This window comes from Nitrincola iocasae (assembly GCF_008727795.1).
GTDB classification, from domain to species: Bacteria; Pseudomonadota; Gammaproteobacteria; order Pseudomonadales; family Balneatricaceae; genus Nitrincola; species Nitrincola iocasae.
Window position 1 is genome coordinate 3,793,629 of record NZ_CP044222.1, and the last position, 24,425, is coordinate 3,818,053.

Genomic DNA, 24,425 nt, shown 5'->3' on the forward strand with positions numbered 1-24,425 from the left:
AACTGATAGCTGATCTGGATCAGTCATTTATCACTCTGTTTTAAGCAACATCATGCATTCGCTTATAGGCCTGGGTCGGGCAAACAAATACCCCTGATACCTAAGACAACCGTAGGATAGCAACAGGTCACGCTGTTCAGCAGTTTCAACACCCTCAGCGATAACTTCAATGCTAAGTGCCTGACCCATGGCAATAATAGTTCGGATTATCACCGCATCATCCGGGTCTGCAACAATATCTCGTACAAAAGACTGATCAATCTTGATCTGGTCCAGCGGTAGGCGCTTTAAATATTGTAATGACGAGTAGCCTGTACCAAAGTCATCCATGGCAAACGTTACGCCCTGACCACGAAGCTGTTGCATTTTCTGAATAGCTTGTTCTATATCTTCCAGCACGGCTGATTCAGTTAGTTCCAGTTTTAACTGGTCGGCCCTGGCTCCCGTCTGCTGCAAAATCTGCAATACCATTTCCACAAATTTCGGCTGCCGAAATTGTTTTGCGCTGACATTGACCGCCAATTGCAGATCTCGTGTCTGCTCATCCTCTTGCCACTGAGCCAGAAGCTCACAAGCCGTGACTAAAACCCACTCACCCATGGTGATAATCAAGCCCGTCTCTTCGGCCAATGGAATGAAATCAGCTGGCGACACCAGCCCTCTCTGGGGGTGCTGCCAGCGCAACAAAGCCTCTGCTCCGACTGGCCGGGCTTCTTGATCATACTGCAACTGATAAAATAGCCGCAGCTCCTGGTGTTCGATGGCTGTACGCAATTCACCTTCCAGCTCAGCACGCCGGTTGATCTCTGCTTGAATGTTCGGATCATAGAAACAGACTGTGTTGCGTCCTGCATCTTTGGCCTGATACTTAGCAACTTCAGCCTGGTTCAGCAGGTCATCACTACTCAGCGTTTTATCAGAAAACAGCACGATACCAATGCTGGCAGTCAAATAATGGGAATGCCCTTCCACCTCATAGGTTTTTGCTACACTCGCACAAATATCCAGTGCAACCCGTTCAGCCTCCATGGCGGCTTCTGATTTCAGTCTTTGAGGAAGTTCCAGCAAAATAGCAAATTCATCACCCCCGACTCGCGCCAGTAAGTCACCCTCTTTAAGCAGCAAACGCATACTGCCGGCAATCATAACCAGCAACTGATCACCCGCCTGATGACCTCGTATATCATTGATGGTTTTGAAGCGATCTATGTCCAGCCACAGCAGTGCATGGTAGTTACTGACCCGCGAACTTGCACCAGCGGAATACTGCAGTTGTTCCTGTAACAAACGCCGGTTAGGGAGCCCGGTGAGGGCATCGTAAAATATCAGCCGATGGTTTTCCTGCTCAGCCTGGATTCGCCGCACCATATCATCCCTAAAGCCCAGTAATACCCTGGCTATGCGACCAAACTCTCCCCGTGAAGAATTTTTTAGATGCTCAATAGCAGGCAAACGCAGTTCTGTCTGAGTGTTATATGACAGCTTACTGAGCGCATCGGCAATATCACGTACATGGCCACTGATTCGAAATGCGATGACAAACACCATCAACAACACCACAACAGCGCCAGCCAAACTGAAAATAAAAATTTGCAAGAATGCGCGTTCGTGCCGTATTCGTGCTTGATGTTCACGCAGCATAGTCCGATCAGTCAACAGCATCGATATACGACCGGTAAAAACCGAAAACTCATTAAAGCTAGCCTGAGCCTGTAGAAAAAAACTATCAGCTGTATCGGGGTCAATAGCGGCGATTTCCGTGGCCATTATCACCAGGCTGCGATAGGCCGAAAAGGACTGTTGGAGCCCTTGAACAGAGTTATGATTAACCTCTCTCAACAGGTTTGATTCAGCCAGACTCTTAACCAAGAGCTCAATGGCAGCCAGATCATTTACTACTTGAGAATGTTCTCGATACAACTGAATATCGGTGAATTGGTGTTTACGCGCACCATCCAGAACAGCCACAACCCGGCTGTGCAATTCGGATATATCCCGCTTGAAGGTAGACTCCTTATGTAGTGTCTGCAGATCATCCGCCTGTACATCACTGCTTTCGATATACTGGGACTTCAAGCTGTTAAGTGAAAAGAGCCCTATCAGTAACGATAATACAAGCATTAGAACAGCCGGTAACAGAAACATCAGCAGTACCGTTTTGCCGGCTCTCATCGCCACTACTCCTGTTCAGCCAACAGCCTTGGCCAGTGATCCGGCTCGATACTGGCAATATAGGAAAATTGCTGTCGATCTTCATCCGCTTCAATAATGACCAGAGTGCCTTCAACAGGGAAATACTCCATCACCTCCACCATATTGGGGCCATGTGCCACCAGTATACGATTATGACCAGGAGTCACAGCAGAAGATAAAAGGTAATGGGTTCTGGCAATGATGGGCTGTTTTTCGGCATCCGTCAGCGCGGCTACATACATCAACTCATTATCCACCACATAGTGCCCCTGACCAAATAACAGATCGGCTGTTTCTTTAGCTCGGCATAACGGACTGCTGTACACCGTTCCAATAGGTATTCCCGCCTGGCGCATATACTCACCCACCTGCAGCATTAACTGACGCCCGGCATCTGTCAGTGGACGTTGGGTAGTACAATCCTGGAGATCCACAGGTACATGATCAGGATAGGCTGAGTCAGTGGGTCCATGGCGTATAAACAGCACATAACCGCCCTCACGCAGTTTATTCAACTGTTCTGAAGTAGCTGGATTCAGGGTAAACTCATCCGCTGCATTAGCAAACACACCTGAACAGGCAAATACCAGAAACAATAGCAGTCTATGCATACCAAAACCCATCTACATTTTGTGGTCATTGCAGAATAGACCAAAAGTTGCTTTAAAATCAAAGTATCTATGATAAATCTGTAGAAGTGATCTGCGTATTATCCATTAGTCATTTGCAGCCAACACAATCATAAAGACTATATATAGGTGAATGCTTGATACTAGCCGCATGAGTCATATTGCCAGAGCTGTTGCTCTGATGAGGAATTATCAGAGCAACAAAGGCGAGAGTCTCGGAGAAATATTACCGTCAAGAAATGCTTAAATCTGAGCCACAAAATATTCCAGGCCGGCACAGAATTTTTCCACTGCTTCAGGAACAATATCCAGAAATAATGCTGGTTCAATCAACTCCAACTCGCTGAGCACAAAACCTTCATTGGTTAGCAAACCATCAACTCTGGCATAGGCTGTTGAGCTGGGTAGCTGCTGTAAAATATTACTGGCCGTAGTGATCGTATCGGCATCCGGCGTAAACAGGCTAACAGCCACATTATACTGAGAATTAGCCCGCCACTCGCCGGTGGCTGGCATACGCCTAACAGCATGCGAATATTCACCCCATAAGAAGCACAGCGAAACCTCACCGACCTGCTGTATTTCCGGCATGAACGGCTGAATTATCCAGCCCTGATTAAAACTCTGCTCAGGCAACATAGGTAGCGACAAGGCTGTCACCGAGTAACGCTGTACGCCATTACCACTTTGACCACAGGCTGGCTTAAGCACCACTTCATCCCAGCCACAGTCAGATAAAACCGCCTTCAGTTCAGTTGGATCAGCCGTCTTAATAAATCGGGTTGGAATGGTTGTAACACCCTGCTTAGCAAGCTCCAGCAAATAGCGTTTGTTCATATTCCATTGCATGAGTTCAGGCGCATTAAGCACACCCACACCCCGCTCTACCGACTCATTCAGCCACTGCGCAAAAGCCTCGGGAGACTCACTATAGTCCCAGGCCGCCAAGGGTAATATTACCTTAGACTGCGCAAGATGCTGGTGATCCATTTCCTGCCAGGGCACGCAGTCCGCCGCCAGACCTTTTGCCTCAAGCGCCTGGCAGACAAGCTGTAGCGCCTTCCCTGGCAAAGGCCAGTGCTTACAAGTGGTAAAGGTGATCACTATTCAGACCAAGTGATTTGCTGCATCAAATTGCCAAGACGTGCTGAGTTCTGAAATGCACGGCGGCCTAATTGCTCAGCCTGCTCAGTAACCTCATCCCGACTGACTGCATCGACCTGCTCACCTACCTGAATCACCCCCACCATGTTCATCATCAGGTGAGGTGGGCAATAGTATACATACACCCCTTCCTGATCGAGCGTCACAGTAAAGGGTTCATCCAGCTCACTCTGCCACGGCGAAGCACCAGTTGGCACGCTATGAGATTTGACATGATGTCCCGTGTTTTCAGGCACAAACGTTATACTGTCACCCGGATTAATCTGAATAAACCCTGGCTCAAACACCATCCCACCATCGGTTCCAAAATTAAGCATCTTCACATGATGCTCTTCGGCATTGGCCTGTAAGCAGAACCCCAATGCGATCAATAAAACACCGATCCTCATGTTCACAATAATACTCCTTGATCAACGTAGTGCGGACGCACCGGACGGATTACCGGCGCACCCGCTTTATCATGTAATAATTCAACCTGAACATCGTACAAGCGTCCTATGACCTCCGGATCAAAGACCGCTTTTGGAATCCCCGATGCCTGAATCACGCCATCACCCAACAACAGCACCTCATCGGCGAACTGCGCAGCCAGACTCAAATCATGCAGTACGGCAATGGTAATCAGGTTTCTGTCGCGAGTTTCCCGATAGACCTGGTTCAGAAGTGATAACTGATGGTGCATATCCAGGGCACTGACGGGTTCGTCTAATAAAAGCACCTGCGGATCTCTAAGCAACACCTGACAGAACAGCGCCAGCTGACGTTGCCCGCCACTGAGGCTCTGAATGTCACGATGTGCAAGGTCAGCTATGCCCACGCGCTGCATCAACCTCAAGGCTTTATACATCTGCTCATCACTGACATGCATATGCAAAGCATCCATCTGTCCGAGTAAAACCACCTCCAATACCGTCAAGGATGCATCGAGTTCTGTGCCTTGCGGCATATAGCCTATGGAATGCCGCCAGTGCCCCAGTCGCCTGGACATCAACGGCTGCCCATCTTGAAGAATACGGCCAGACGCGATGGGGACCTCACCAAACAAGGCTTTTAGAAGTGATGATTTACCCGTTCCATTGGGACCCAGAATGGCGTACAGCTTGCCAGGATGAAACCTTGCACTGATCCCTTTAGCGGTGCATTGATCGCCCCGAATAATGGTCACATTCTCTATCTCAAGACACATCCGTTTACTTCCTGCTCAGCATAATCCAGAAAAAGAAAGGCACGCCGACTAACGCTGTCACTATACCGACCGGAAACAACGCCCCTGGGATAATGGTTTTGGAAAGCACCGAAGAAACTGACAGAAATGCAGCTCCAGTGACCATCGATAAAGGCACAAAATAACGCTGATCTTCACCGACTAGCAGTCGCGCAACATGTGGAGCCACCAACCCGATAAAGCCAATGATTCCAACAAAACTTATTGCAACCGAGGTCATCACCGCCACTAGAAACAGCACCGTGAGGCGTAGTTTCTGTGTATTCACACCCAAAGTGGCCGCACGGGTTTCGCCCAGTCGCAAAGCCGTCAATTTCCAGGCATCGCGTAACAACAGCGTGATACAGATGCCAGCAACCACAGCTGTAATCAGCAGATTTGTCCAGGTTGTTTTACTCAGATTGCCAAACAGCCAGAAAAGTATCTGCTGGCTGACTTCGGGTGCCGACAGATACTGAACCAACGACAGCAAGGACTGGAACAAAAACAGCAAGGCGATACCGGCCAACACCAACATGGCTGAAGACACCCTGGACATGGAGGCAAACAGAAACAACACAGCAGATGCCAGCATGGTCATCAGAAAAGCACCTATCGGCACGGCAAACATCAACGGCAAGCCAAAGCTGCCAAAGGCAATCACCAACGAAGCCCCTAAACCTGCAGCAGCGGCCAGTCCAAGGGTGTAGGGGCTGGCCATGGGATTGTTCAATAGCGTCTGGATTTCCGCTCCACCAACCCCTAATGCCGCCCCGACAACCAGTGCCATCAATGCTGTTGGTAAGCGGATGTCATAGACAATCACCTTGGTCATGGTTGCGATCTGGTCTGAGCCTATCAAGGCCATAAACACCGCTTTAGGTGAGAGCATTGACGGGCCAGTAGCAATATCCAGAATCAGACTGAAACTGGCGATCACACAGAACATGGCGATGATGCGCCAACGTCGTCTTTCCAGATGACGTTGGGCAACAACAACATTATGCAGAGAGGTCTCTAGCTTCATGGAATTACTGTACCGCTTGGTCAGCATGTACCATGAAGGTTCCTTGTGGAACGACGGGAAGGTATTCAGCGTGGAAGTCCAGATAGGTCTGTAGCGGATCAAGATCAGCAAACAGATCAGGATAAAAGACCTTGGCAAAGTACTGCACCATCGCACTGTCGGCTATCGTTCTGGACGCACCCTGATAGACACCAAAAAGCTGGCCTTTTTGGATCGCATCCAGCTCACTCCAGCCAGCCCGCTGACTGAAGCCCTGCAGACGGCGCTCAGCCTCTGACTGTTCTATGCCAACACCCAGCACCATGGCTTCCTGGTTTTTAGTTAACTCAGTTTCACGTCCGGAGATAATAATCACCTCAGGATTAGACACCAGCACCTGCTCCGGATTCATAGGCCCCCACCACTCAACAAAGGGGGTGGCAATATTGTCACCTCCAGCCAGGTTGATCACGGAACCCCACATATTTTTACCATAGGTAAAGCTGTACTCAGCAGGGCCCTTGTTGCCAAATTCAACATAGACTCTTGGCTTGGCCTGATCCGATTCAGTAATGCGCTGAGTAATCTCTTCGACATTGGCCTGATATTCATCCGCAATTTGCTGGGCACGCGCTTCCTGTCCAGTAATCTGCCCCAAAATCAACGTACTTTGCAAATGGCGTTCCAAGGTCTGGGCGTTATAATCGACCACAACAACAGGAATTCCGGCGGCCTCGATACGATCTACATCAGGCCCCAATGCCTTGAATTGCCAATCAGCCAGAACAGCCAGGTCTGGATTCAGCGACAGCAGCTTTTCCAGCGAGAAAGTCCCGGCTTCGACTTCGCCGACATCCGGGATATCATTCAACTGCGGGAGTTGGCTACTGTAGAGCTCCCAACTGGCGGGTGTCCAAACGGTCCAGACATCTTTGGAAAATCCAACCACCTTGTCAAAAGCATCCACACCACCAATCGCCATATAGTCGGTGTAGTAAAACCCGAGAAAAACTCGCTCCAACGGCATCTGCACGGCGACTTCGCGCCCTAATATGTCCCTAATCACCGTCGTTTCGGCATGGGATGACAGAGAAACCAGCACCAGACTTAAGCTCACACACGCAAGATAAATACTACGCTTGAAACTACGTACTATCTTATGACACATCATCAACTCCATAGACAAATAAATAAAAGCGCATTATTAATAATAATGATTACCATTGTCAATAATTAAGCTTATATATCTATGGGTTATTTTTGATTAGGCCTTATGATAGATTTCCGCGCCAGTGGCTTTAAACTCGGCTGATTTTTCCTGCATACCTTCCTGTGCATGATTCTGCATCGCCGCTACCTGCTCCGCATCCAGGTCCCTGACTTCCTGAGAGATTTTCATCGAACAGAACTTCGGACCGCACATGGAGCAGAAATGCGCCACCTTGGCAGAATCCTTCGGCAGGGTTTCATCGTGGAAAGCACGAGCGGTATCCGGATCCAGGCCGATATTGAACTGATCTTCCCAGCGGAATTCGAAACGCGCCTTGGACATGGCGTTGTCACGAATCTGTGCACCGAGATGGCCCTTGGCTAAATCCGCAGCATGCGCGGCAATTTTGTAAGTGATAATACCGGTTTTTACATCATCCTTGTTGGGCAGACCCAAATGTTCTTTGGGGGTGACATAACAGAGCATGGCACAGCCATACCAGCCGATCATCGCCGCACCGATACCGGAGGTGATATGGTCGTAACCTGGCGCAATGTCGGTTGTCAGCGGGCCGAGGGTGTAGAAAGGCGCTTCATCACAGACTTCAATCTGCTTGTCCATATTCTCTTTGATCATGTGCATCGGCACATGCCCAGGGCCTTCAATCATCACCTGCACATCATGTTTCCAGGCAATCTTGGTCAGTTCACCCAGGGTTTCCAGTTCGGCAAACTGAGCTTCATCGTTGGCATCATACACCGAGCCGGGACGTAAGCCATCGCCCAGTGAGAAGCCGACATCATAGGCTTTGCAGATTTCACAGATCTCTTCAAAATGGGTGTAGAGGAAATTTTCCTGATGATGCGCCAGACACCACTTTGCCAGGATAGAGCCACCGCGGGAAACGATGCCAGTCATACGCTTGGCCGTCATCGGCACATAGCGCAGCAGCACACCGGCATGAATGGTGAAGTAATCCACACCCTGCTCGGCCTGCTCAATCAGCGTGTCACGGAACACCTCCCAGTTGAGGTCTTCAGCCACCCCGTTCACTTTCTCCAGCGCCTGATAGATGGGTACCGTACCGATCGGCACCGGTGAGTTGCGCAGGATCCATTCACGGGTTTCATGAATGTTCTTGCCGGTGGACAGATCCATAATGGTATCGGCACCCCAGCGGGTTCCCCAGGTCATTTTCGCCACTTCATCTTCAATCGACGAGGTCAGTGCTGAGTTACCGATATTGCCGTTGATTTTGACCAGGAAATTCCGACCAATAATCATCGGTTCCAGTTCAGGGTGGTTAATATTGCAGGGAATAATGGCACGACCGGCGGCCACTTCAGCGCGGACAAATTCAGGTGTGATTTCATCCGGCAGCTTGGCACCAAAGGCCTGCCCCGGATGTTGCTGCGCCAGCAGTGGATTATCGGCATGCTGTTTCGCCAGCTTCATGTTCTCGCGGATGGCGATAAACTCCATTTCAGGAGTAATAATGCCCTGACGGGCATAATGCAGCTGGGTAACATTACGCCCGGCCTTGGCGCGACGTGGTTTGCGCGGAAGATCAAAGCGCAGCGTATCCAGACGCAGATCAGCCGCCCGGGTCCGGCCATATTCAGAGGACAGGTCATCCAGCAGTTCAGTATCGTCACGCTCGACTATCCATGTCTCACGCAGAGCGGGCAAGCCTTTGCGCACATCAATGCTGGCATCGGGATCGGTATACAAGCCAGATGTATCATAGACATACAAAGGCGCGTTGGTTTCCGGCCCGGCGGCTGTCGGTGTATCGGCCAGGCTGATTTCACGCATTGGCACGCGAATATCCGGGCGGCTGCCCTCTATGTAGACTTTGCGTGAATTGGGAAAAGGTTGCACGGATAGCGCATCAACCTGCGCGGTCTGACTTAAATGAGCGTTATGTTGATTCATTGCTTTGGTCCTTTATTATAGTGTGCCCGTTCAGTGAACGGATCATAAGTGAGCCGAGTTAATCCGGATTAACGCCACAACTGGTAAAAATGCTGCACCGGCCCCTGTCCCTGACCGACACTTAACTGGCTGGATGCCGCAATGGCGCCACTGAGCCAGTGTTTAGCCTCTGCGACAGCCTCCGGCAGTGTCTTGCCACGGGCTAACAGCGCGGTAATAGCAGACGCCATAGAACAACCTGTGCCGTGGGTATTTAACGTCGCGATACGCGGCGCCTGAAAGTGATGCACCTCACCGGCCACAGCCAGCAGGTCATGGCAGATCTGACTGTTTTCCAGATGCCCCCCTTTTAACAGCACCGCACCAGCACCCAGCGCCATCAGTGCATCCATGATGGCGTACATGGACTCAACAGAGTCAGGTTCCGGCAAGCCGGTCAAAACGGCGGCTTCCGGCAGGTTGGGTGTGATCAGGGACGCCTGCGGAATCAGCTCGGTACGCAGCACCTCAACCGCTGCATTGGCCAGTAGACGATCACCACTTTTGGCAATCATGACCGGGTCCAACACCAGCCATTGCGGTTTAAGCTGGCGGAGCTGGTCAGCCACACAGTGCACCGTAGCCGCATCCCCTAACATGCCGATTTTGACGGCATCAATCTGGATATCATCGAACACCGTCTGCATCTGCGCGGTAATAAAAGCAGGTGGTACCGGGTAGACGTCACGCACCTCACAGGTGTTCTGAGCGGTCAGCGCACAGATCACGGAGGCGCCATACACCCCCAGGGCACTGAAGGTCTTCAGATCAGCCTGAATCCCGGCCCCGCCACCGCTGTCTGAGCCGGCAATGGTCAGTACATTGGCAATGTTAGTGCTCATGAGTCAGACCCTCTGATGGTGGGGCTGCATTCACCAACGTCAGCCAATCCTGCACACGCTCTGCCGGATTGACGGCTGCCGTTATATCACTGACCACAGCAATCAGATCAGCGCCCGCTGCAAACACACCCGGTGCGCGTTCCAGACTGATGCCACCGATAGCGCAAAGCGGTGTGTTACCTATGCGCTGTTTCCACTCTGAAACGCGCTCCAGTCCCTGTGGGTCCCAGGGCATCTGTTTGGTCTGGGTAGGATATACAGGTCCCAACGCCAGATAGTCCGGCTGATAGCTCAGCGCTGTATCCAGCTCAGCATGGCTGTGGGTACTGATACCCAGACGTATACCGGACTTGCGAATAGCAGTGACATCGGCCTCTTCTATATCTTCCTGACCCAGGTGCAACCACTCGGCGCCCTCTTCCAGCGCAAGCTGCCAGTGATCATTGATCACCAGTGCGGTGCCATACTGCCGTGCCAGTTGCAAACTGCGCCGGATCTCGGCACGCAACAACGGCTGATCCGTATGCTTGATACGCAACTGTGCCAGCTTGATGCCCTGTGGCAGCAAGCGCTCCAGCCAATCGGAGGAATTGAAAATCGGATAAAAACGCTGCGCTGACTTCATAACCAGGCCTTCCCTATCACCGGTGTGGATGGCGATGCCATATCCCGAGGCTCCATAGGACCTGCACGGAAACCCGCCGCACCCGCCTCAACGGCCTGAGCGAAGGCTTTCGCCATGGCAATAGGGTCACCCGCTTTAGCCACTGCAGTGTTCAACAGCACGGCGTCATAGCCGAGTTCCATTGCCCGAGCCGCATGTGAGGGCAGACCCAACCCCGCGTCGACCACCAAGGGAATATCCGGAAAATAGTTACGCAGGGTACGCAGGCCATATTCATTATTCAGTCCCAGGCCGGAACCTATGGGTGAGCCCCAGGGCATCAACACCCGGCAGCCGGCTTCGACCAGGCGATCTGCCAGTACCAGATCATCGGTGGTGTAGGGAAATACCTCAAAGCCATCCTCGGCCAGAATACGTGCCGCTTCTACCAGCCCGAAGGGATCAGGCTGAAGGGTATCGGCATGCCCGATGACTTCCAGTTTTATCCAGGGGGTATCGAACAGCTCCCGCGCCATATGCGCCGTGGTGACCGCTTCTTTAACCGAGTAGCAGCCAGCGGTATTGGGTAACAGCTTCACCTTAAGATCTTTAATCAGCGCGCGAAACGCCTGACCTTCAGCGCTTTCACGGCGTAAAGACACAGTTGCCACACCGGCGCCGGATACCGCAAAGGCCTCAGCCATAATAGCCGGAGAGGGATAAAGCGCGGTGCCAAGCATCAATCCACTGGCCAGTTCAGTGCCATAAAATGACTTCATACTAGCCTCCCTGCATCGGTGCAACGACTTCAACACGATCACCATCCCGCAACGGGGTGCTGACACGCAAAGAGCGTGGTACAAAGTCACCATTCAGTGCGGTAGCTACGGCATTTTCATCCACCTGGCACTCAAGCAACAATTCAGACAGGTAACGGGTTTGGGTTTCACGGGCTTCGCCGTTATAGAGAAGATGCATAAAACGCCTCCGGCTGTTTATTCAGCAACAACAGGTCGGCGGTCAAGCGCGCCAAAGCCGGCGACAACAGATAGCCATGGCGATACAGCCCATTGATATAAATAACATTATCGACACGGCGAATACGCGGCAGGTTATCGGCAAAGGCCGGGCGCACATCCACGCCAGTTTCAATAATTTCCGCCTCTGCAAAGGCCGGATGCAGGGCATAGGCTGCCGACAGCAACTCCAGTACTGAGCGCACCGTCAGTCGATGACCTTCAGCCGTTTCCAGCATGGTAGCGCCGAGCATATAAATGCCATCACCACGCGGGACGATATACAGCGGCATGCGCGGGTGAATAAAGCGCACCGGACGTTGAATATTCAAACCGGGACAGTGCAGCACCAGCATTTCACCTTTAACGCCACGCATATCCGGCAACTGATCCTGTGCAGCCATGCCGCGGCAGTCAATGATCACACTACCGGCTTCCGGCTCACCCGCTTCAATCGGCACACCAGCATCGGTGAGATTTTGCGCCAGTTTCAGCAGCGCTTCACGCGGGTCCAGATGGGCCTCGCCACTGAAATGCAGGGCCTGGCGTATATGACCACCCAGGTCCGGCTCCAGCTCGGCCACCTCGGCTTCATTCAGCAAAGCAAAATCACGGGTGCGATTACCGAAGCGGACTAACTCGTTACGATCTCGCGTTGTGCTCAATACCAGCGATCCCTTACGGGTGACGACACCGGTATGCTCACTCCACCAGTCAATCGCCTCAGCGCCAAACCTGATCACCGGCTCTTCCGCGCTTTCACGTTCGCAAAAGGGAGCCAACATGCCACCCGCCCACCAGGAACAGGCGTGTGGGCCAGGTTGTGGCTGTTTATCAAACACGCGAATAGCGGCACCGCGCGACAGGAGTTCATTGGCAACACAAAGGCCTGCGACACCCGCACCGAGGATAGAAATTACCGACATGACCACCCCCGAATAACAGTGGGTAGCGAAAACAACTGCAGATCAGATTTTGAACACATCACTCAAACGCTCCAGGAAAAACGGGCGTACGAGCGAACAGAAAGGGGGAATACAACAGCAGACTACCCGTTCCCTTCGCCGGTATTACCCGTATCAGGTTCGATGGGTTAGTGTTAAAAACACCTCTCAGCCTTTACGGGCACCCCAACGGATTAACACTGATACTAGAAGCTTAAGGGTGAGATGTAAAGGCGTGAAGCGTGACAGTCGCTCTATCTGCTTGTGTTTGGTAGGTGCCACGCTGGGGTGGTGATATCCTTTGCCAGATTAAATAACAGACACCTGCTTCTTAAAAAACTTCATGTTGGCACCCAAGTGGATAAGGGCTGATGGGATCGGATCTGTCTGACCCGGTGCGCCAAGGATGGCGCACCGGAGCCATCAAGGATGATTTCACGGCGTGTCAGACAGATCCGGCCCATTAGCCCAAGGTCAAATAAAGATGGGGAAAGCTAGTGCGGCTGTCCTGAGAAATGAAGTTGGCAGGTCTTATTGCAGCAAGTCGGTGTCGATAGCTATCCACTCATCGGCACTCTTGATCAACGACTGCGCGGTTAATCCGGGGACACTAAACAGATGGCTGTAAATCTGATAACGATCCCGCAGTGTCTGCAACAACAGATCAAAATCACCATCCCCAGACAGCAAAATCACCTGATCCACCTCCTCGGCGCAGAGTAAGGCATCGATAGCAATCCCGACATCCCAATCCCCCTTGGCCGAGCCGTCACCACGCTGGATATAGGGCTTCAGCTTTACCTCAAAGCCGATATGCCGCAAAGCCTCCTGAAACTTTTGCTGCTGCGGATCTTCGCGATCTATCGCGTAGGCCGTTGCAGCGACAATATCCCCCAGCTCACTGGCCTGCTGCCAAAAGGCACGGTAATTAAACTGCCGTCCAAACACCTGACGGGTGGTGTAGTAGATATTTTGAACATCGGCGAAAATGGCTATGCGAGTCAAAGGAGCCTCTCTGGGTTTGGTTGGGTACATGCGGACACTTTGGCTACTTTAAGCTTCAAGATAATATCATGTCTCCGACTCACTCGATGATATCGTGGGTGCAGATATTCGCGAAAAAACCGGCATAAGTAGCGCAAACAGCTCGGCTTGCGAAGAGATCTGGCACTTGGCATACAGTTGCTTTCTAAACACTTTCACCGTCTCTGGACTAATACCCAGATTCAGGCTGATGGAAATGGAAGAATGGCCTTGTAATATAAACATGGCCACTTCAGCCTGCCTTGCTGTCAAACTGATGGATTGCTCAACCCGTAGTGTATCGATCAACCGACTGACCAGCGGTTTTGCATTCATTGGCTGAGGTTGGACAGGCTGATAGTCACGCCAGTGTTCCTCCAGTAGAGTGCAGATAACAGACTCGTACTGCTGCAATCGCTGCCTCTCCTGCTTTGAAAACAATTGACCACTGGATCGATCCTTACCAAAACAGGCGGTCACTGTCAGGTCACGATTCAAATCGGCAAATGCAGCCACCTCATCAATCAGCGTGGTTTTCTGATAATACACATTGAAATAGCTGGTGCGTTTGAACTGATCTGGCGCGATATCAAACAAGCGGTGCAAGCCTGTTTTCAAGCCATTCCGATGGGCATGATAAAACGGATCCAGCAAATACGCGGCATTCAGGTAATCAGAATCCATATAGGTGTACACCACTGGATCAGTGTATTGGCGATACAGAACCACCGGATTGGTATCCCGATAATAGGCAATGATAATCAGGTTATCAAAAGCGGCCAAATGACGTACGAAGTGCGCAAACGCTTCACAAAAACCAGGACGATGCAGGGTTTTGATGACATGCGCCAAGGCTTTATCACGCAGTCGAAGATTGTTTTTTGGCTGTGACAACTGATACCCCTCTAGGGTTATATACCCCCTAAAACTGATAAATTATATTTTAGCTTACAAGTAAGTGGTACTTGCCAAGTCAGTCAGCATACCAAACAGCCGCTTGACTGAACACCGCAAGACACCCGCACGATTTGAGAGGATGCGTCCCATGCAAGCCGAAAATACTGCAATTTCAATTGAGAAGGTCGTCAAAAATTTTGGCGCGTTTACCGCACTGAAACAGGTTTCACTGCAAATCCAGAATGGTGAGTTCTTCACCCTGCTCGGTCCGTCCGGCTGCGGTAAGACCACGTTGCTCAGGTTGATTGCCGGTTTTGAAAGTACCTCGCAAGGGAAAATATTTTTGTTTGGCGATGAAATCGAAAACCTGCCAGCCAACAAACGTCCCATCAATACTGTTTTTCAACACTACGCTCTGTTTCCGCACATGGACATTCGCGACAACATCAAATTTGGTATGCGCATGCTGAAGTTTTCCAAGCAAGACATGGATCATCGTGCCGACGAAATGCTGGAACTGGTGCAGTTAAGCCACTTCAGTCAACGCAAACCCCATGAACTATCGGGTGGCCAGCAACAGCGTGTGGCACTGGCACGAGCACTGGCACCTCGCCCAAAAGTGCTACTGCTGGACGAACCCCTTTCAGCACTGGATTTGAAACTGCGTCAGTCCATGCGAGCAGAGCTTAAACAAATTCAGCAGGAAACCGGCATTACCTTTGTGTTTGTCACCCATGATCAGGAAGAAGCCCTGGCTATGTCCGATCGCATAGCCGTGATGTCGGCTGGTGAGGTACAGCAAGTCGGTACGCCCAAGGCTATTTATGACCAACCGGCAAACAGTTTTGTCGCTGATTTCATTGGTGAAACCAACCTACTGGATGCAACTGTGGAACAGGTCAACCAAGAGGCCATGACCTGCTGTCTGGACAATCAGGTACGCATCCAGTGCCCAAACTCAGTCGCTAGTGATCAGTCCCAGCAGATCAAACTCAGTATTCGGCCAGAGCGCCTCAGTTTTTCCGCGCCAGATAAGGCCTTAATGACCGGCCATATCTGCCAGAAAACCTACATGGGTACAGACACCCAATTTGTAGTGGATGTCGGGCAGGGTCTATTGGTTAAAGTCAGGGCGCAGAACAACCTCGTCAGCACAGATGAACTCCATCAGGGGCATCAGGTTGGCATTAATATCGACGCGGCTTTTGCCAGAGTACTGGTGAACTGATATGGATAAAAGTCTCCCTAAAACGTCAGCCCTGTTAGCACCAGCGATTACCATTATATTGGTTTTTCTGGCTATCCCGATTTTGACGCTGATGACCTACTCATTTCTGCAGCCAGCAACCTACGGTGGGATCGAGTGGATCTTTAGCCTGGATGCGTATGTTCAGCTGTTTTTTGAAGAAGATTTTCTCACCGAAGAATGGGTATTCAACTCCGATTACCTGGTGATCATTCTCACTTCGATTATGCTCGCACTCATCGCCACACTCTGCTGCCTGATACTGGGACTACCTACCGCCTACTTTATTGCAACCCGCCCGCCCAGCACGCGGATGCTTTGGCTAATGGCAGTAATCGTTCCCTACTGCGTAAATCTGCTAATCCGTACCATCTCAATGCTGTTCATCATCCGTGACCAGGGACCGATAAACAGTTTCCTGATCTGGACCGGCTTGATTGATGCCCCCCTTCAGATTGCCTATACCAATTTTGCGGTAACACTGGGGCTGTTCTACTCCTATCTACCCTTTATGATTTTGCCGATCTATGTTGCCGTTGAGCGCTTCAACTTCTCACTGCTGACAGCGGCCAATGATTTATACGCCAGCAAATGGGCGTCCTGGCAGTATGTGCTGCTACCCAACCTCAAGCCCGGCATCATCGCTGGCTGCCTACTCGTTTTCATCCCTTCACTGGGGGCCTTCATTGCTCCAGACCTGCTCGGTGGCGGAAAACAATTGATGATCGGCAACTTGATTGCACTGCAATTTCAGGGTTCGCGTAATTGGCCCTTTGGGGCCGCGCTGGGCATGGTGCTGATGGCAATGATCTTTATCGTGTTAATTGTGTTTTCAAAACGTAATAGCCAGGAGGCGAGATCATGAAGCACACAGACCTCAAACGCTATCCTGGTTTTCGGCTGATTACCTGGGTCTGCTTGACCGTACTCTATGCACCGATGCTTGTCTTAGCGGTCTACTCATTCAACTCAGTCAGATCGATTACACACTGGAGTGGCTTCACTTTTGATTGGTACCTTAAGGTTTTTCAAAACCCTTCCATTCAGAAAGCCACGCTTAATTCGCTGACCATTGCCAGCACCGCGGCCTTTACTGCAACACTGGTTGCGCTGCTCGCCGCACTGGCTTTGGTCATGGGAAAGCCCTTTAGAGGTCGGACCGCGACACTGACGTTTATCAATTTCCCGATCATGGTGCCCGAAATCATTGTCGGCATTGCCAGCCTGCTGTTCTTTATTGCGATCAACTTTGAACTCGGCATGCAGAGCATTCTGATTGCCCATACTGTTTTCTGCATCCCTTTTGCCTTTTTACCCATCTATTCAAGGGTGAAAAGCATTGAGCGCTATTACAGTGAAGCCGCCCAGGACCTGTATGCCAGCCAACTGGCCTGCTTTCGACTGGTTATTTTTCCGATGATCTTACCCGGAATAGTGTCAGGATTTTTACTCGCATTTATCGTTTCACTGGATGATTTCATCATCACCAATATGGTCGCAGGACCTGGCTCAACCACCCTGCCGCTGACGATATACAGCATGGTCAGGGTCGGTTTCACGCCTGAAATCAACGCACTATCAACCCTGTTACTGCTGGTGTCGATTATCCTCGTCAGCCTTGTGTACCTGATCAACCGACGCTCCACACCCAAAACATGAACCCAAAATCTTGTTAAACCTGGAGAATAACCATGAAAGCCTTTACCCAAAAAGCAGCCGTATCAGCGGCAACACTACTACTGTCATCCTCCCTCTATGCCGCAGGTGAACTGAAGTTATATAACTGGTCAGACTATATGCCGCAGGAGCTGATTGATAAGTTCAGCAGCAGCTATGATGTGACCGTTATTCAGGACTCCTACGACAGCAATGAAACACTGCTGGCACGCCTGAAATCCGGCGTTACCGGCTATGATGTCGCCGTACCCGGTGACTATATGGTCGCCATCATGATTGAAGAGGGTCTGCTGGATAAAGTCCAACCCCATACCTTAGAAAACTTCAAACACATCAAAGAAGAACTGGTTGACGTCTACTTTGATCCAGGCCGTGAGTACTCTATCCCGTATCAATTCGGCACCACCTCTTTTATGGTCGACACCAACGCCTATTCGGGGGATATAGATACTCTGGCGATACTGTTTGACACCCCTGATGAGCTAAAGGGTAAGGTCAACATGTTCCGTGACGTCAATGACGTTATCAATGCCGCGCTTCGCTATAAAGGCTTTGAAACCTGCAACAGCAACAGAGCTGAACTGGCCGAGGTCAATGACCTGTTACTGGAAGCAAAAAGTGACTGGCTGAGCATCACCTCAGATGGCGCTCGTGAAATGGTGGTTTCCGGCGATGCCGCCGTCAGTATGATCTGGAATGGTATGGGGTTGCGCGGCCGTCTTGAGAAGCCATCACTGCAGTACGCTTATCCTAAAGAAGGCATGACTGCCTGGGCTGACAACCTGGTTGTCCTGAAAGGCGCTGAGAACCGTGATAACGCACTGCTGTTCATGAATTTCCTGCTGGAACCGGAAAACGCCGCCGCGCTGACCAATTTTGCGGGCTATACCGCTGGGGTAAATAACACCGCGCCCTTCCTGATGGATGAACTGAAGAATGCACCGGAACTCAACCCACCAGCCGATGCACCGACAGCTGAGTTCGTTCCCCCCTGCTCACCCGACGTTGTCGCTCTTTATGATCGCATCTGGACCAATCTACTGAAGTAATTGACCAGCCCTGGTGCTATCACCAGGGCTGACTACGCTAAGGAAACCTAAGTGAAAGTTCTAACCTATCAGGATACACCGGCTTTCTGTGACAAGGAAAAAAACCTGTGTACTATAGAATCGACCTGCGCAGCGGCCGCCATACTCGGCGTTCAGACTGTTGTATTCCCGGAGCTGTTTCTCACTGGATACCAGGTGGGTAACCAGGCACCACTCCTGGCAGAGCCGATCAACGGTCCATCAGTAGAGCAACTGCGCCGAATAGCACACAACCACAAGGTTGCTTTAATCTGTGGCCTGATTGAAGTCAGTGAGGGAAACCTTTTTAATGCGGCCGTGGCCATCAATGCCGATGGGAAAACGATTGCACATCACCGCAAAGTATTTCTGTTCGGTGATACCGAAAAACAGCTATTTCAGCCTGGAACGGCGTTTACAGCCTTTGAGCTCAATGGCATCACCTGTGGGCTATCGATTTGTTATGACATTGAGTTCCCGGAAACTGCGCGTTGCTTTGCACATCAGCAGGTAAAGATTCTGTTCAACCCCACCGCCAACATGATGCCTTACCTGGCGGTACCCCGAACCCTGGCACGCGCCAGAGCATTGGAGAACAACATGGTAGTGGTGTATGCCAACCTGTGTGGGCATGAGGGTAACACCGAATACACCGGTCTCAGTGCCATTATTGGCCCCGACGGTGAAGATCTGATCCGCGCCGGGAAAGATCCGGCCCTACTGATGACCGATCTTTCCCCAGCATTACACCGCGGCCTGTCAACCCAGCTGCAGGATCTGGCACTAAGTTCAATAAGCCGCTCGTGGTCCTAATGTATACCCAGCACAACAGGAGAGACACAATTCAGGGAACATCAAAACAGTTTCCATAACTGAAACAGCAGCCCCGCTGTAAAAGCCCCGATCAAGGATAACGCGATATACAAGGCAAAAATACGTGGTTTAACTAGCACCCAAACAGCAATGGCGGCTGGCAGTGACGTCACGCCGCCAGCAATCAGAAAGGCCATACCCGCCCCAGCCTGCATACCCTGCTCCATCAGAGTAGCAATCAATGGCAAAGCGGCATAACCATTAAAATAGGCCGGCACACCGAATAGCGTTGCCAGTACTATAGGGCTGAGGCCCTCACCGCCAAGCGTTTGGACAATACGTTCAGCTGGAATATAAGCCAGCATCAGGCTTTCCAGCAAGAAGGCAAGCGCCAGCCATTTCAGCAAGAATAATGCCGTACGGACACCCTCGCGGCGCAACCGAGCCAGTCGTTCAGGCTCATGCCAGAAACGCCATACGGGTGCTTGTGGCGAACGCACTCTAGCTCCACCACAACCGCCATTACCAACGCCTTCGCGTAACGGTGCACTCAACCCATTTACCTTCACCAACAAATGCACCACGCTCCCTCCAAACAACCCCAGTCCTATGGCAACCAAGGTTTTCGCCACGGCAAACTCAAAGCCGATAATACCTGTGGTCAACGCAAACATGGCAGGGTCCATCAACGGAGACGCCAGCCAGAAGGCCATCACGGGCGCCAAGGGAACGCCCATAACTAACAGGGCCGCTATCAGCGGAATAACCCCGCATGAGCAAAAGGGCGAAAGTGCACCAGCCAAAGCCCCCATGATGATCATAGCCGCAGGCGCCCCCACAAATGCACGAGCAATCAACCCATCGGCCCCGGTTGCATTCGCCCATGCCGCGATCAAGACTGACGCCGCTAAAAAAGGCGCCACAGAAGCAAGCTGACGTAACATAAGATCAAGTGACTGACCCGCCTGTCCGGCATCAAACATCCACAAACCCAGCAGGATCAAAATCACCGCCAACCAGGGCTTTTCTTTACGCCAGATTCCAGTCACCCATAATGAAGTGCGACTTGGCCCAGAAAGACTTCGCTCTATCATCACCATATCTCCAGTAATATAGTTATATTTGTGTAAGTTAAACCACTCTCGACTGCAGCAGAGGTTTAAATACCTCGACAGCACTCCTGCATCAGGTACTCGATTGCCGCCTCCATAGCACTATAATCAGCCACGGTTTGTATTTCTCGCCCCTGACGGTGTTGCAAAATCAGCCCCGCCTGTTTCAAGCTACGCAAATGGTAGGCGAGCGTAGACAAGGGCATATCAAGATGCTCGGCTATTTCGCCCACCAACATACCGTCGTGTCCAGCCCGCACCAGCAAGCGAAACACACTCAGTCGGGCTGGATGCCCTAAGGCCGCCAGCGCGTTGGCTGTCGATTCTATATTCATAGTCATGTGATAATTATAACTATATTTCTAGTTTTGTAAATTAATTATTCAGACAGAATTACAGGGACGAAACTGAACACACAAAACCTGGTCATCACCCATCCATCTGTACTAGAGTTTAGAAAACTCTACCCATCTATTGTGGATATTCACGGACTCAGATAACTGGCAGCTATTTCAAGGAGAACCCGCCCATGTCCCGCCTTTTCCAGCTAAATTATATCGATCCTTTTGCACCTGATCAGGAAAAACGGCGCCAGCCATCTGAAGGGCATTTTCCAGAAAATACCCGCCTGCCACACAACTATGCTGGCTATACAGTGGATCAAGTACTGCAAATTGATCTGCGAAATGATAAAGATCCACTAATCATTACTGGATACACTTCATTACTGCGAGTCATCAAGCTTATCGCTGGTCTAACTGAGGAGCAGAGCCTGCGTTTGCTCATCGGTAATGAGCCTTTTCCTCTCGCCACTGCAGGCATGACACTGGAGCCTATGAGCTTACCGGATGAAATCCATGCTTACTGGACTACTCAGCGCCTCTCTTTACTCCAATATCCAGATGTTTTTGCTGCGCTACATAAATTGCACATGCGTCAGGTGGACGCTGCCTGTCTGCAGATTCCAGGCCGGATGATGCACGCCAAAGTATTTGTCACTGAAAACGCCGTAACTCTGGGATCATCCAACTATTCAGAAGCTGGATTAAGGCGCAATATCGAAGCCAATATCAGATTCAAGCCCGAAGACGAAGAGGCGCGCTATAAAGAAATAAAAGACTATGCCGAAGCCCTGTTCAGTCTGGCGGGTGACTATCGACAGGAACTGCGTCAATTACTGGAAGCGCTGCTGCGCCCATCGGATTGGCAGGACAGTCTAGCGCGAGCCTGCGCTGAATTACTTGAAGGCCACTGGGCAAAACAGTACCTGTCCTATACCGGCATTCACCACAAACAAACCAGTCTCTGGCCAACACAAACGCAGGGTATCGCTCAAGCACTCTGGATTATCGAGAACCTGGGGAGTGTGCTGGTTGCCGATGCTACCGGCTCGGGTAAAACACGCATGGGAGCAGCTCTACAGCGAGCCGTTCATGACAAACTCTGGCGCACGGGCAATACGCGTGGGGGTGGCATAGCGCTGATTACGCCACCGGGTGTTTCTGAAAACTGGCAACGCGAGCTTTTACTCTATGGCTTGAGTCATCGACCCATATCTCAGGCGGCGCTCAGCTTTGTAAACCGAGGAGACCTTACAGACCTGACTGCCATGACAATCCAACAGGCACAAATTTTATCTGTCGATGAAGCGCATAACTATTTGAACGTTACCAGTAAACGTTCCCAGGCACTGTTGCGTAATCTCGCTGATCACGTACTGCTGTTTACCGCAACCCCGATCAACAAAAGTGCGTCAGACTTACTCTGCTTAGTTAATATTCTCGGCGCTGACAATTTTGATCCCCAGATAATACAAGGATTTAACCACTGGCTGCGTATGGATGCCAAGCGTATGCGCCAGGCGCGTGAGGAACATTTACAAGCACTGAAGCAGGCAATAGCACGTTTTACCGTACGTAGAACCAAGCGCGAATTTAATCACCTGATAGACCAGCAACCTGACGCTTACCGCAACAAACGTGGTGAGCCTTGTCGCTACCCACAACATAACGCCCTGTCCTATCAGACAGGTGAAACAGAAGCCGCTATCAACCTTGCCATTCAAATCAGACAATTGGCCGAGCAGCTGACAGGTGTAGCATTTATTAGCAAAGCGATTGAGGAAGAAGCTTTCCGATCCCCTGAGGGCGAACCCCTGTCTCCGCAAAAGGTGTTAAATCAGCGCATTCACATGGCCAAACGCAGTGCCATCTACCATGTCATGTCGCACCTGCGCTCATCCCGGGTATCCGCCTGGGCTCATATTGCGGGTTCAGAGTCAGTTAAAGAGCACTTTGGTTTCACTGCTAAAGAAGCTGGTTCGCATAAAGGTATGATCCTTAATCTGAAACAGCGAGATGAGCCACCCAAGGTTTCACTGCCTGAAAGCACGGATACCGTCGACATTCCAGCATGGTTGCTTGATGCAACCGCCTTCTACCAGGCTCGTGACCAAGAGATTGAAACCTATCGGTCCATCTTGCAATTACTCGAACAGATGGATGACAGCCGGGAACTGGCCAAGCTCAAACTTTTGAATACACTGCTGAGTGATGAAGACCAACTTGGTATTCTGGCATTTGACAGACACCCTCTGACATTACATTGGCTGCATAAACTAGCCGCACAACATGGGCTGCTTCAAGGGATCGAGCAATTGGTCGCCACAGGGGACTCCAGCAAAGCAGAACGCAAACACGTCAATCAGCGCCTAGACAACCGACAGCACCTTAATAACAAATTGCTGGTATTCTGCTCTGATGCCATGTCAGAAGGATATAACCTGCAAAATGCCTCAGTCGTTGTCCATCTGGATATGCCCTCGGTCGTGCGCCTGGTCGAACAACGTATCGGGCGTGTAGATCGAATGGATAGTATTTATGCAGCCATCCGAGTTTACTGGCCAGCCGATCATGATGCTTTTGCCTTACATGCAGACGATCTGCTGATAGAGCGCTTTGAGTCCAATGCCATGCTATTAGGCTCAAATTTTGACCTGCCCGAAAACATGACCAACACTCGCGTGGATTACCATGAAATTCTCCAGCAAGCCCAGCGTGAAGAAGTCGCCTGGGATGGTATTGAAGATGCCTTTACACCCATTAGAGCACTCATTGGAGAAGATGCGCTGTTACAGCCAGAGTACTACCGTGCCATCGCCTCGACTGAGGAAACGGGCACACGCATCAGCGCAGTAGAGTCGGATACATCCTGGGGGTTCTTCTGCATATCCGGCACGGAGTTCGGCGCACCTAGATGGATACTGTTTACCGAAGACTCAGTCGAGCCGCTTGTCGATCTGGCAGCTATTGCCAGCGTCCTAAACACTAAACTGACTCGTCAGTCTGTATCAGCAGACCTTAACAATGAAGCTGGTTACGCCCAGATAAAAAACTATCTTGCACGCCTGAAACAAATTGAACGCTCACTCTTACCAAGACGCAAGCAGGTAGCCTTACAAGAGATGAATCATATTTTACTTAGTTGGGTGAAAAGCGCTGCACCGCAAGAAGCGAGCTTTCTGGAAAAGCTGATCAATCTACTCAATCCTCAGACGCAGACTCAACGTGCAGTAAACTGGTCCTTACTCGCGGACTACTGGCTGGAACTGATAAGGCCTGTCTGGTACGAACACCTGAATACATTGGGCAGACGTAAAGCGATTCTGCTTTCTGACCTAAGAAATGAATTGATAAAAAATCCGTTGCCCTTTGAACAGGTACATCAACGGTTTTGTGATATACCAACAACCAATCCCATAGATGAGCGCATTGCAGCGTGTATTATTGGTTGTAAATACTGAGC

23 protein-coding genes and 1 riboswitch are annotated in these 24,425 nt (G+C 50.8%); of the genes, 6 read left to right on the forward strand and 17 right to left on the reverse strand.

All coding sequences use genetic code 11. The features are described 5' to 3' along the window. Positions 1–30: 30 nt before the first annotated feature. The 15 genes from F5I99_RS17460 to F5I99_RS17530 all read right to left on the reverse strand — a co-directional run bounded on the left by F5I99_RS17460 (position 31) and on the right by F5I99_RS17530 (position 14,703). The gene (locus F5I99_RS17460) at positions 31–2,172 is read right to left on the reverse strand and encodes a putative bifunctional diguanylate cyclase/phosphodiesterase (protein WP_151058256.1); all 2,142 of its coding nucleotides are present in this window, start codon (positions 2,170–2,172) and stop codon (positions 31–33) included. A 5-nt stretch (positions 2,173–2,177) separates the two neighbouring features. Next, positions 2,178–2,804 carry a histidine phosphatase family protein gene (locus F5I99_RS17465; RefSeq protein ID WP_191905890.1) on the reverse strand — a complete coding sequence of 209 codons (627 nt, stop codon included), beginning with the start codon at positions 2,802–2,804 and terminating at the stop codon, positions 2,178–2,180. Positions 2,805–3,065: 261 nt separating this feature from the next. Then, complete coding sequence (locus F5I99_RS17470) at positions 3,066–3,926, reverse strand: ATP-grasp domain-containing protein (protein WP_151058260.1); 861 nt, start codon at positions 3,924–3,926, stop codon at positions 3,066–3,068. Continuing rightward, positions 3,926–4,375: a pseudoazurin gene (locus tag F5I99_RS17475; RefSeq protein ID WP_151059323.1), complete on the reverse strand. Its 450-nt coding sequence runs from the start codon at positions 4,373–4,375 to the stop codon at positions 3,926–3,928. The genes F5I99_RS17470 and F5I99_RS17475 overlap by 1 nt, the downstream gene beginning before the upstream one ends. A 2-nt stretch (positions 4,376–4,377) precedes the next feature. Beyond that, positions 4,378–5,172: an ABC transporter ATP-binding protein gene (locus tag F5I99_RS17480; protein ID WP_151058262.1), complete on the reverse strand. Its 795-nt coding sequence runs from the start codon at positions 5,170–5,172 to the stop codon at positions 4,378–4,380. Between the two features lie 4 nt (positions 5,173–5,176). Continuing rightward, positions 5,177–6,217: a FecCD family ABC transporter permease gene (locus F5I99_RS17485; RefSeq protein ID WP_151058264.1), complete on the reverse strand. Its 1,041-nt coding sequence runs from the start codon at positions 6,215–6,217 to the stop codon at positions 5,177–5,179. A gap of 4 nt (positions 6,218–6,221) precedes the next feature. Further along, a complete protein-coding gene (locus F5I99_RS17490; RefSeq protein WP_151058266.1) occupies positions 6,222–7,364 on the reverse strand; it encodes an ABC transporter substrate-binding protein in 1,143 nt (380 codons plus the stop codon). Positions 7,365–7,460: 96 nt separating this feature from the next. Beyond that, positions 7,461–9,341: a phosphomethylpyrimidine synthase ThiC gene (gene thiC, locus F5I99_RS17495; protein WP_151058268.1), complete on the reverse strand. Its 1,881-nt coding sequence runs from the start codon at positions 9,339–9,341 to the stop codon at positions 7,461–7,463. Between the two features lie 68 nt (positions 9,342–9,409). Continuing rightward, positions 9,410–10,222 carry a bifunctional hydroxymethylpyrimidine kinase/phosphomethylpyrimidine kinase gene (gene thiD, locus F5I99_RS17500; protein WP_151058270.1) on the reverse strand — a complete coding sequence of 271 codons (813 nt, stop codon included), beginning with the start codon at positions 10,220–10,222 and terminating at the stop codon, positions 9,410–9,412. Further along, entirely contained in the window at positions 10,212–10,847 is a 636-nt protein-coding gene (locus tag F5I99_RS17505) for a thiamine phosphate synthase (RefSeq protein WP_151058272.1), read from the reverse strand. The genes thiD and F5I99_RS17505 overlap by 11 nt, the downstream gene beginning before the upstream one ends. Next, positions 10,844–11,605 (reverse strand): thiazole synthase, encoded by a 762-nt coding sequence (locus F5I99_RS17510; protein WP_151058274.1) that lies wholly within the window; start codon positions 11,603–11,605, stop codon positions 10,844–10,846. The genes F5I99_RS17505 and F5I99_RS17510 overlap by 4 nt, the downstream gene beginning before the upstream one ends. A 1-nt stretch (position 11,606) precedes the next feature. Beyond that, positions 11,607–11,804, reverse strand: a complete 198-nt coding sequence (gene thiS, locus F5I99_RS17515; protein ID WP_151058276.1) for a sulfur carrier protein ThiS — start codon at positions 11,802–11,804, stop codon at positions 11,607–11,609. After that, a complete protein-coding gene (locus F5I99_RS17520) occupies positions 11,788–12,768 on the reverse strand; it encodes an FAD-dependent oxidoreductase (RefSeq protein ID WP_151058278.1) in 981 nt (326 codons plus the stop codon). The genes thiS and F5I99_RS17520 overlap by 17 nt, the downstream gene beginning before the upstream one ends. Before the next feature lie 113 nt (positions 12,769–12,881). Then, positions 12,882–12,985, reverse strand: a riboswitch (TPP riboswitch). 332 nt (positions 12,986–13,317) lie between these two features. Beyond that, positions 13,318–13,821, reverse strand: coding sequence for an NYN domain-containing protein (locus F5I99_RS17525; protein WP_191905891.1), 504 nt, complete (start codon positions 13,819–13,821; stop codon positions 13,318–13,320). Between the two features lie 36 nt (positions 13,822–13,857). Continuing rightward, positions 13,858–14,703: a helix-turn-helix transcriptional regulator gene (locus F5I99_RS17530; protein WP_225307463.1), complete on the reverse strand. Its 846-nt coding sequence runs from the start codon at positions 14,701–14,703 to the stop codon at positions 13,858–13,860. Positions 14,704–14,854: 151 nt separating this feature from the next. On the opposite strand from F5I99_RS17530, the gene F5I99_RS17535 reads away from it, so the two are divergent. From F5I99_RS17535 to F5I99_RS17555, 5 genes are read left to right on the forward strand one after another with little or no spacing between them, the layout of a single operon-like run. Next, positions 14,855–15,934, forward strand: a complete 1,080-nt coding sequence (locus F5I99_RS17535; RefSeq protein ID WP_151058280.1) for an ABC transporter ATP-binding protein — start codon at positions 14,855–14,857, stop codon at positions 15,932–15,934. Position 15,935: 1 nt separating this feature from the next. After that, entirely contained in the window at positions 15,936–16,817 is an 882-nt protein-coding gene (locus F5I99_RS17540) for an ABC transporter permease (protein ID WP_151058282.1), read from the forward strand. Beyond that, positions 16,814–17,611: an ABC transporter permease gene (locus tag F5I99_RS17545; protein ID WP_151058284.1), complete on the forward strand. Its 798-nt coding sequence runs from the start codon at positions 16,814–16,816 to the stop codon at positions 17,609–17,611. The genes F5I99_RS17540 and F5I99_RS17545 overlap by 4 nt, the downstream gene beginning before the upstream one ends. 32 nt (positions 17,612–17,643) lie before the next feature. Then, complete coding sequence (locus F5I99_RS17550) at positions 17,644–18,678, forward strand: extracellular solute-binding protein (RefSeq protein ID WP_151058286.1); 1,035 nt, start codon at positions 17,644–17,646, stop codon at positions 18,676–18,678. Between the two features lie 51 nt (positions 18,679–18,729). Further along, entirely contained in the window at positions 18,730–19,509 is a 780-nt protein-coding gene (locus F5I99_RS17555; protein WP_151058288.1) for a carbon-nitrogen hydrolase family protein, read from the forward strand. 41 nt (positions 19,510–19,550) lie between these two features. Here the strand turns inward: F5I99_RS17555 and F5I99_RS17560 are convergent, their stop codons facing one another. Together F5I99_RS17560 and F5I99_RS17565 are read right to left on the reverse strand one after the other, a co-directional pair. After that, positions 19,551–20,603, reverse strand: coding sequence for a permease (locus F5I99_RS17560; RefSeq protein WP_225307464.1), 1,053 nt, complete (start codon positions 20,601–20,603; stop codon positions 19,551–19,553). 65 nt (positions 20,604–20,668) lie between these two features. After that, entirely contained in the window at positions 20,669–20,962 is a 294-nt protein-coding gene (locus F5I99_RS17565) for an ArsR/SmtB family transcription factor (RefSeq protein WP_151058292.1), read from the reverse strand. Between the two features lie 188 nt (positions 20,963–21,150). Here F5I99_RS17565 and F5I99_RS17570 point away from each other — a divergent pair, with 188 nt between their 5' ends. After that, complete coding sequence (locus F5I99_RS17570) at positions 21,151–24,423, forward strand: SNF2-related protein (protein ID WP_151058294.1); 3,273 nt, start codon at positions 21,151–21,153, stop codon at positions 24,421–24,423. Positions 24,424–24,425: the final 2 nt, after the last annotated feature.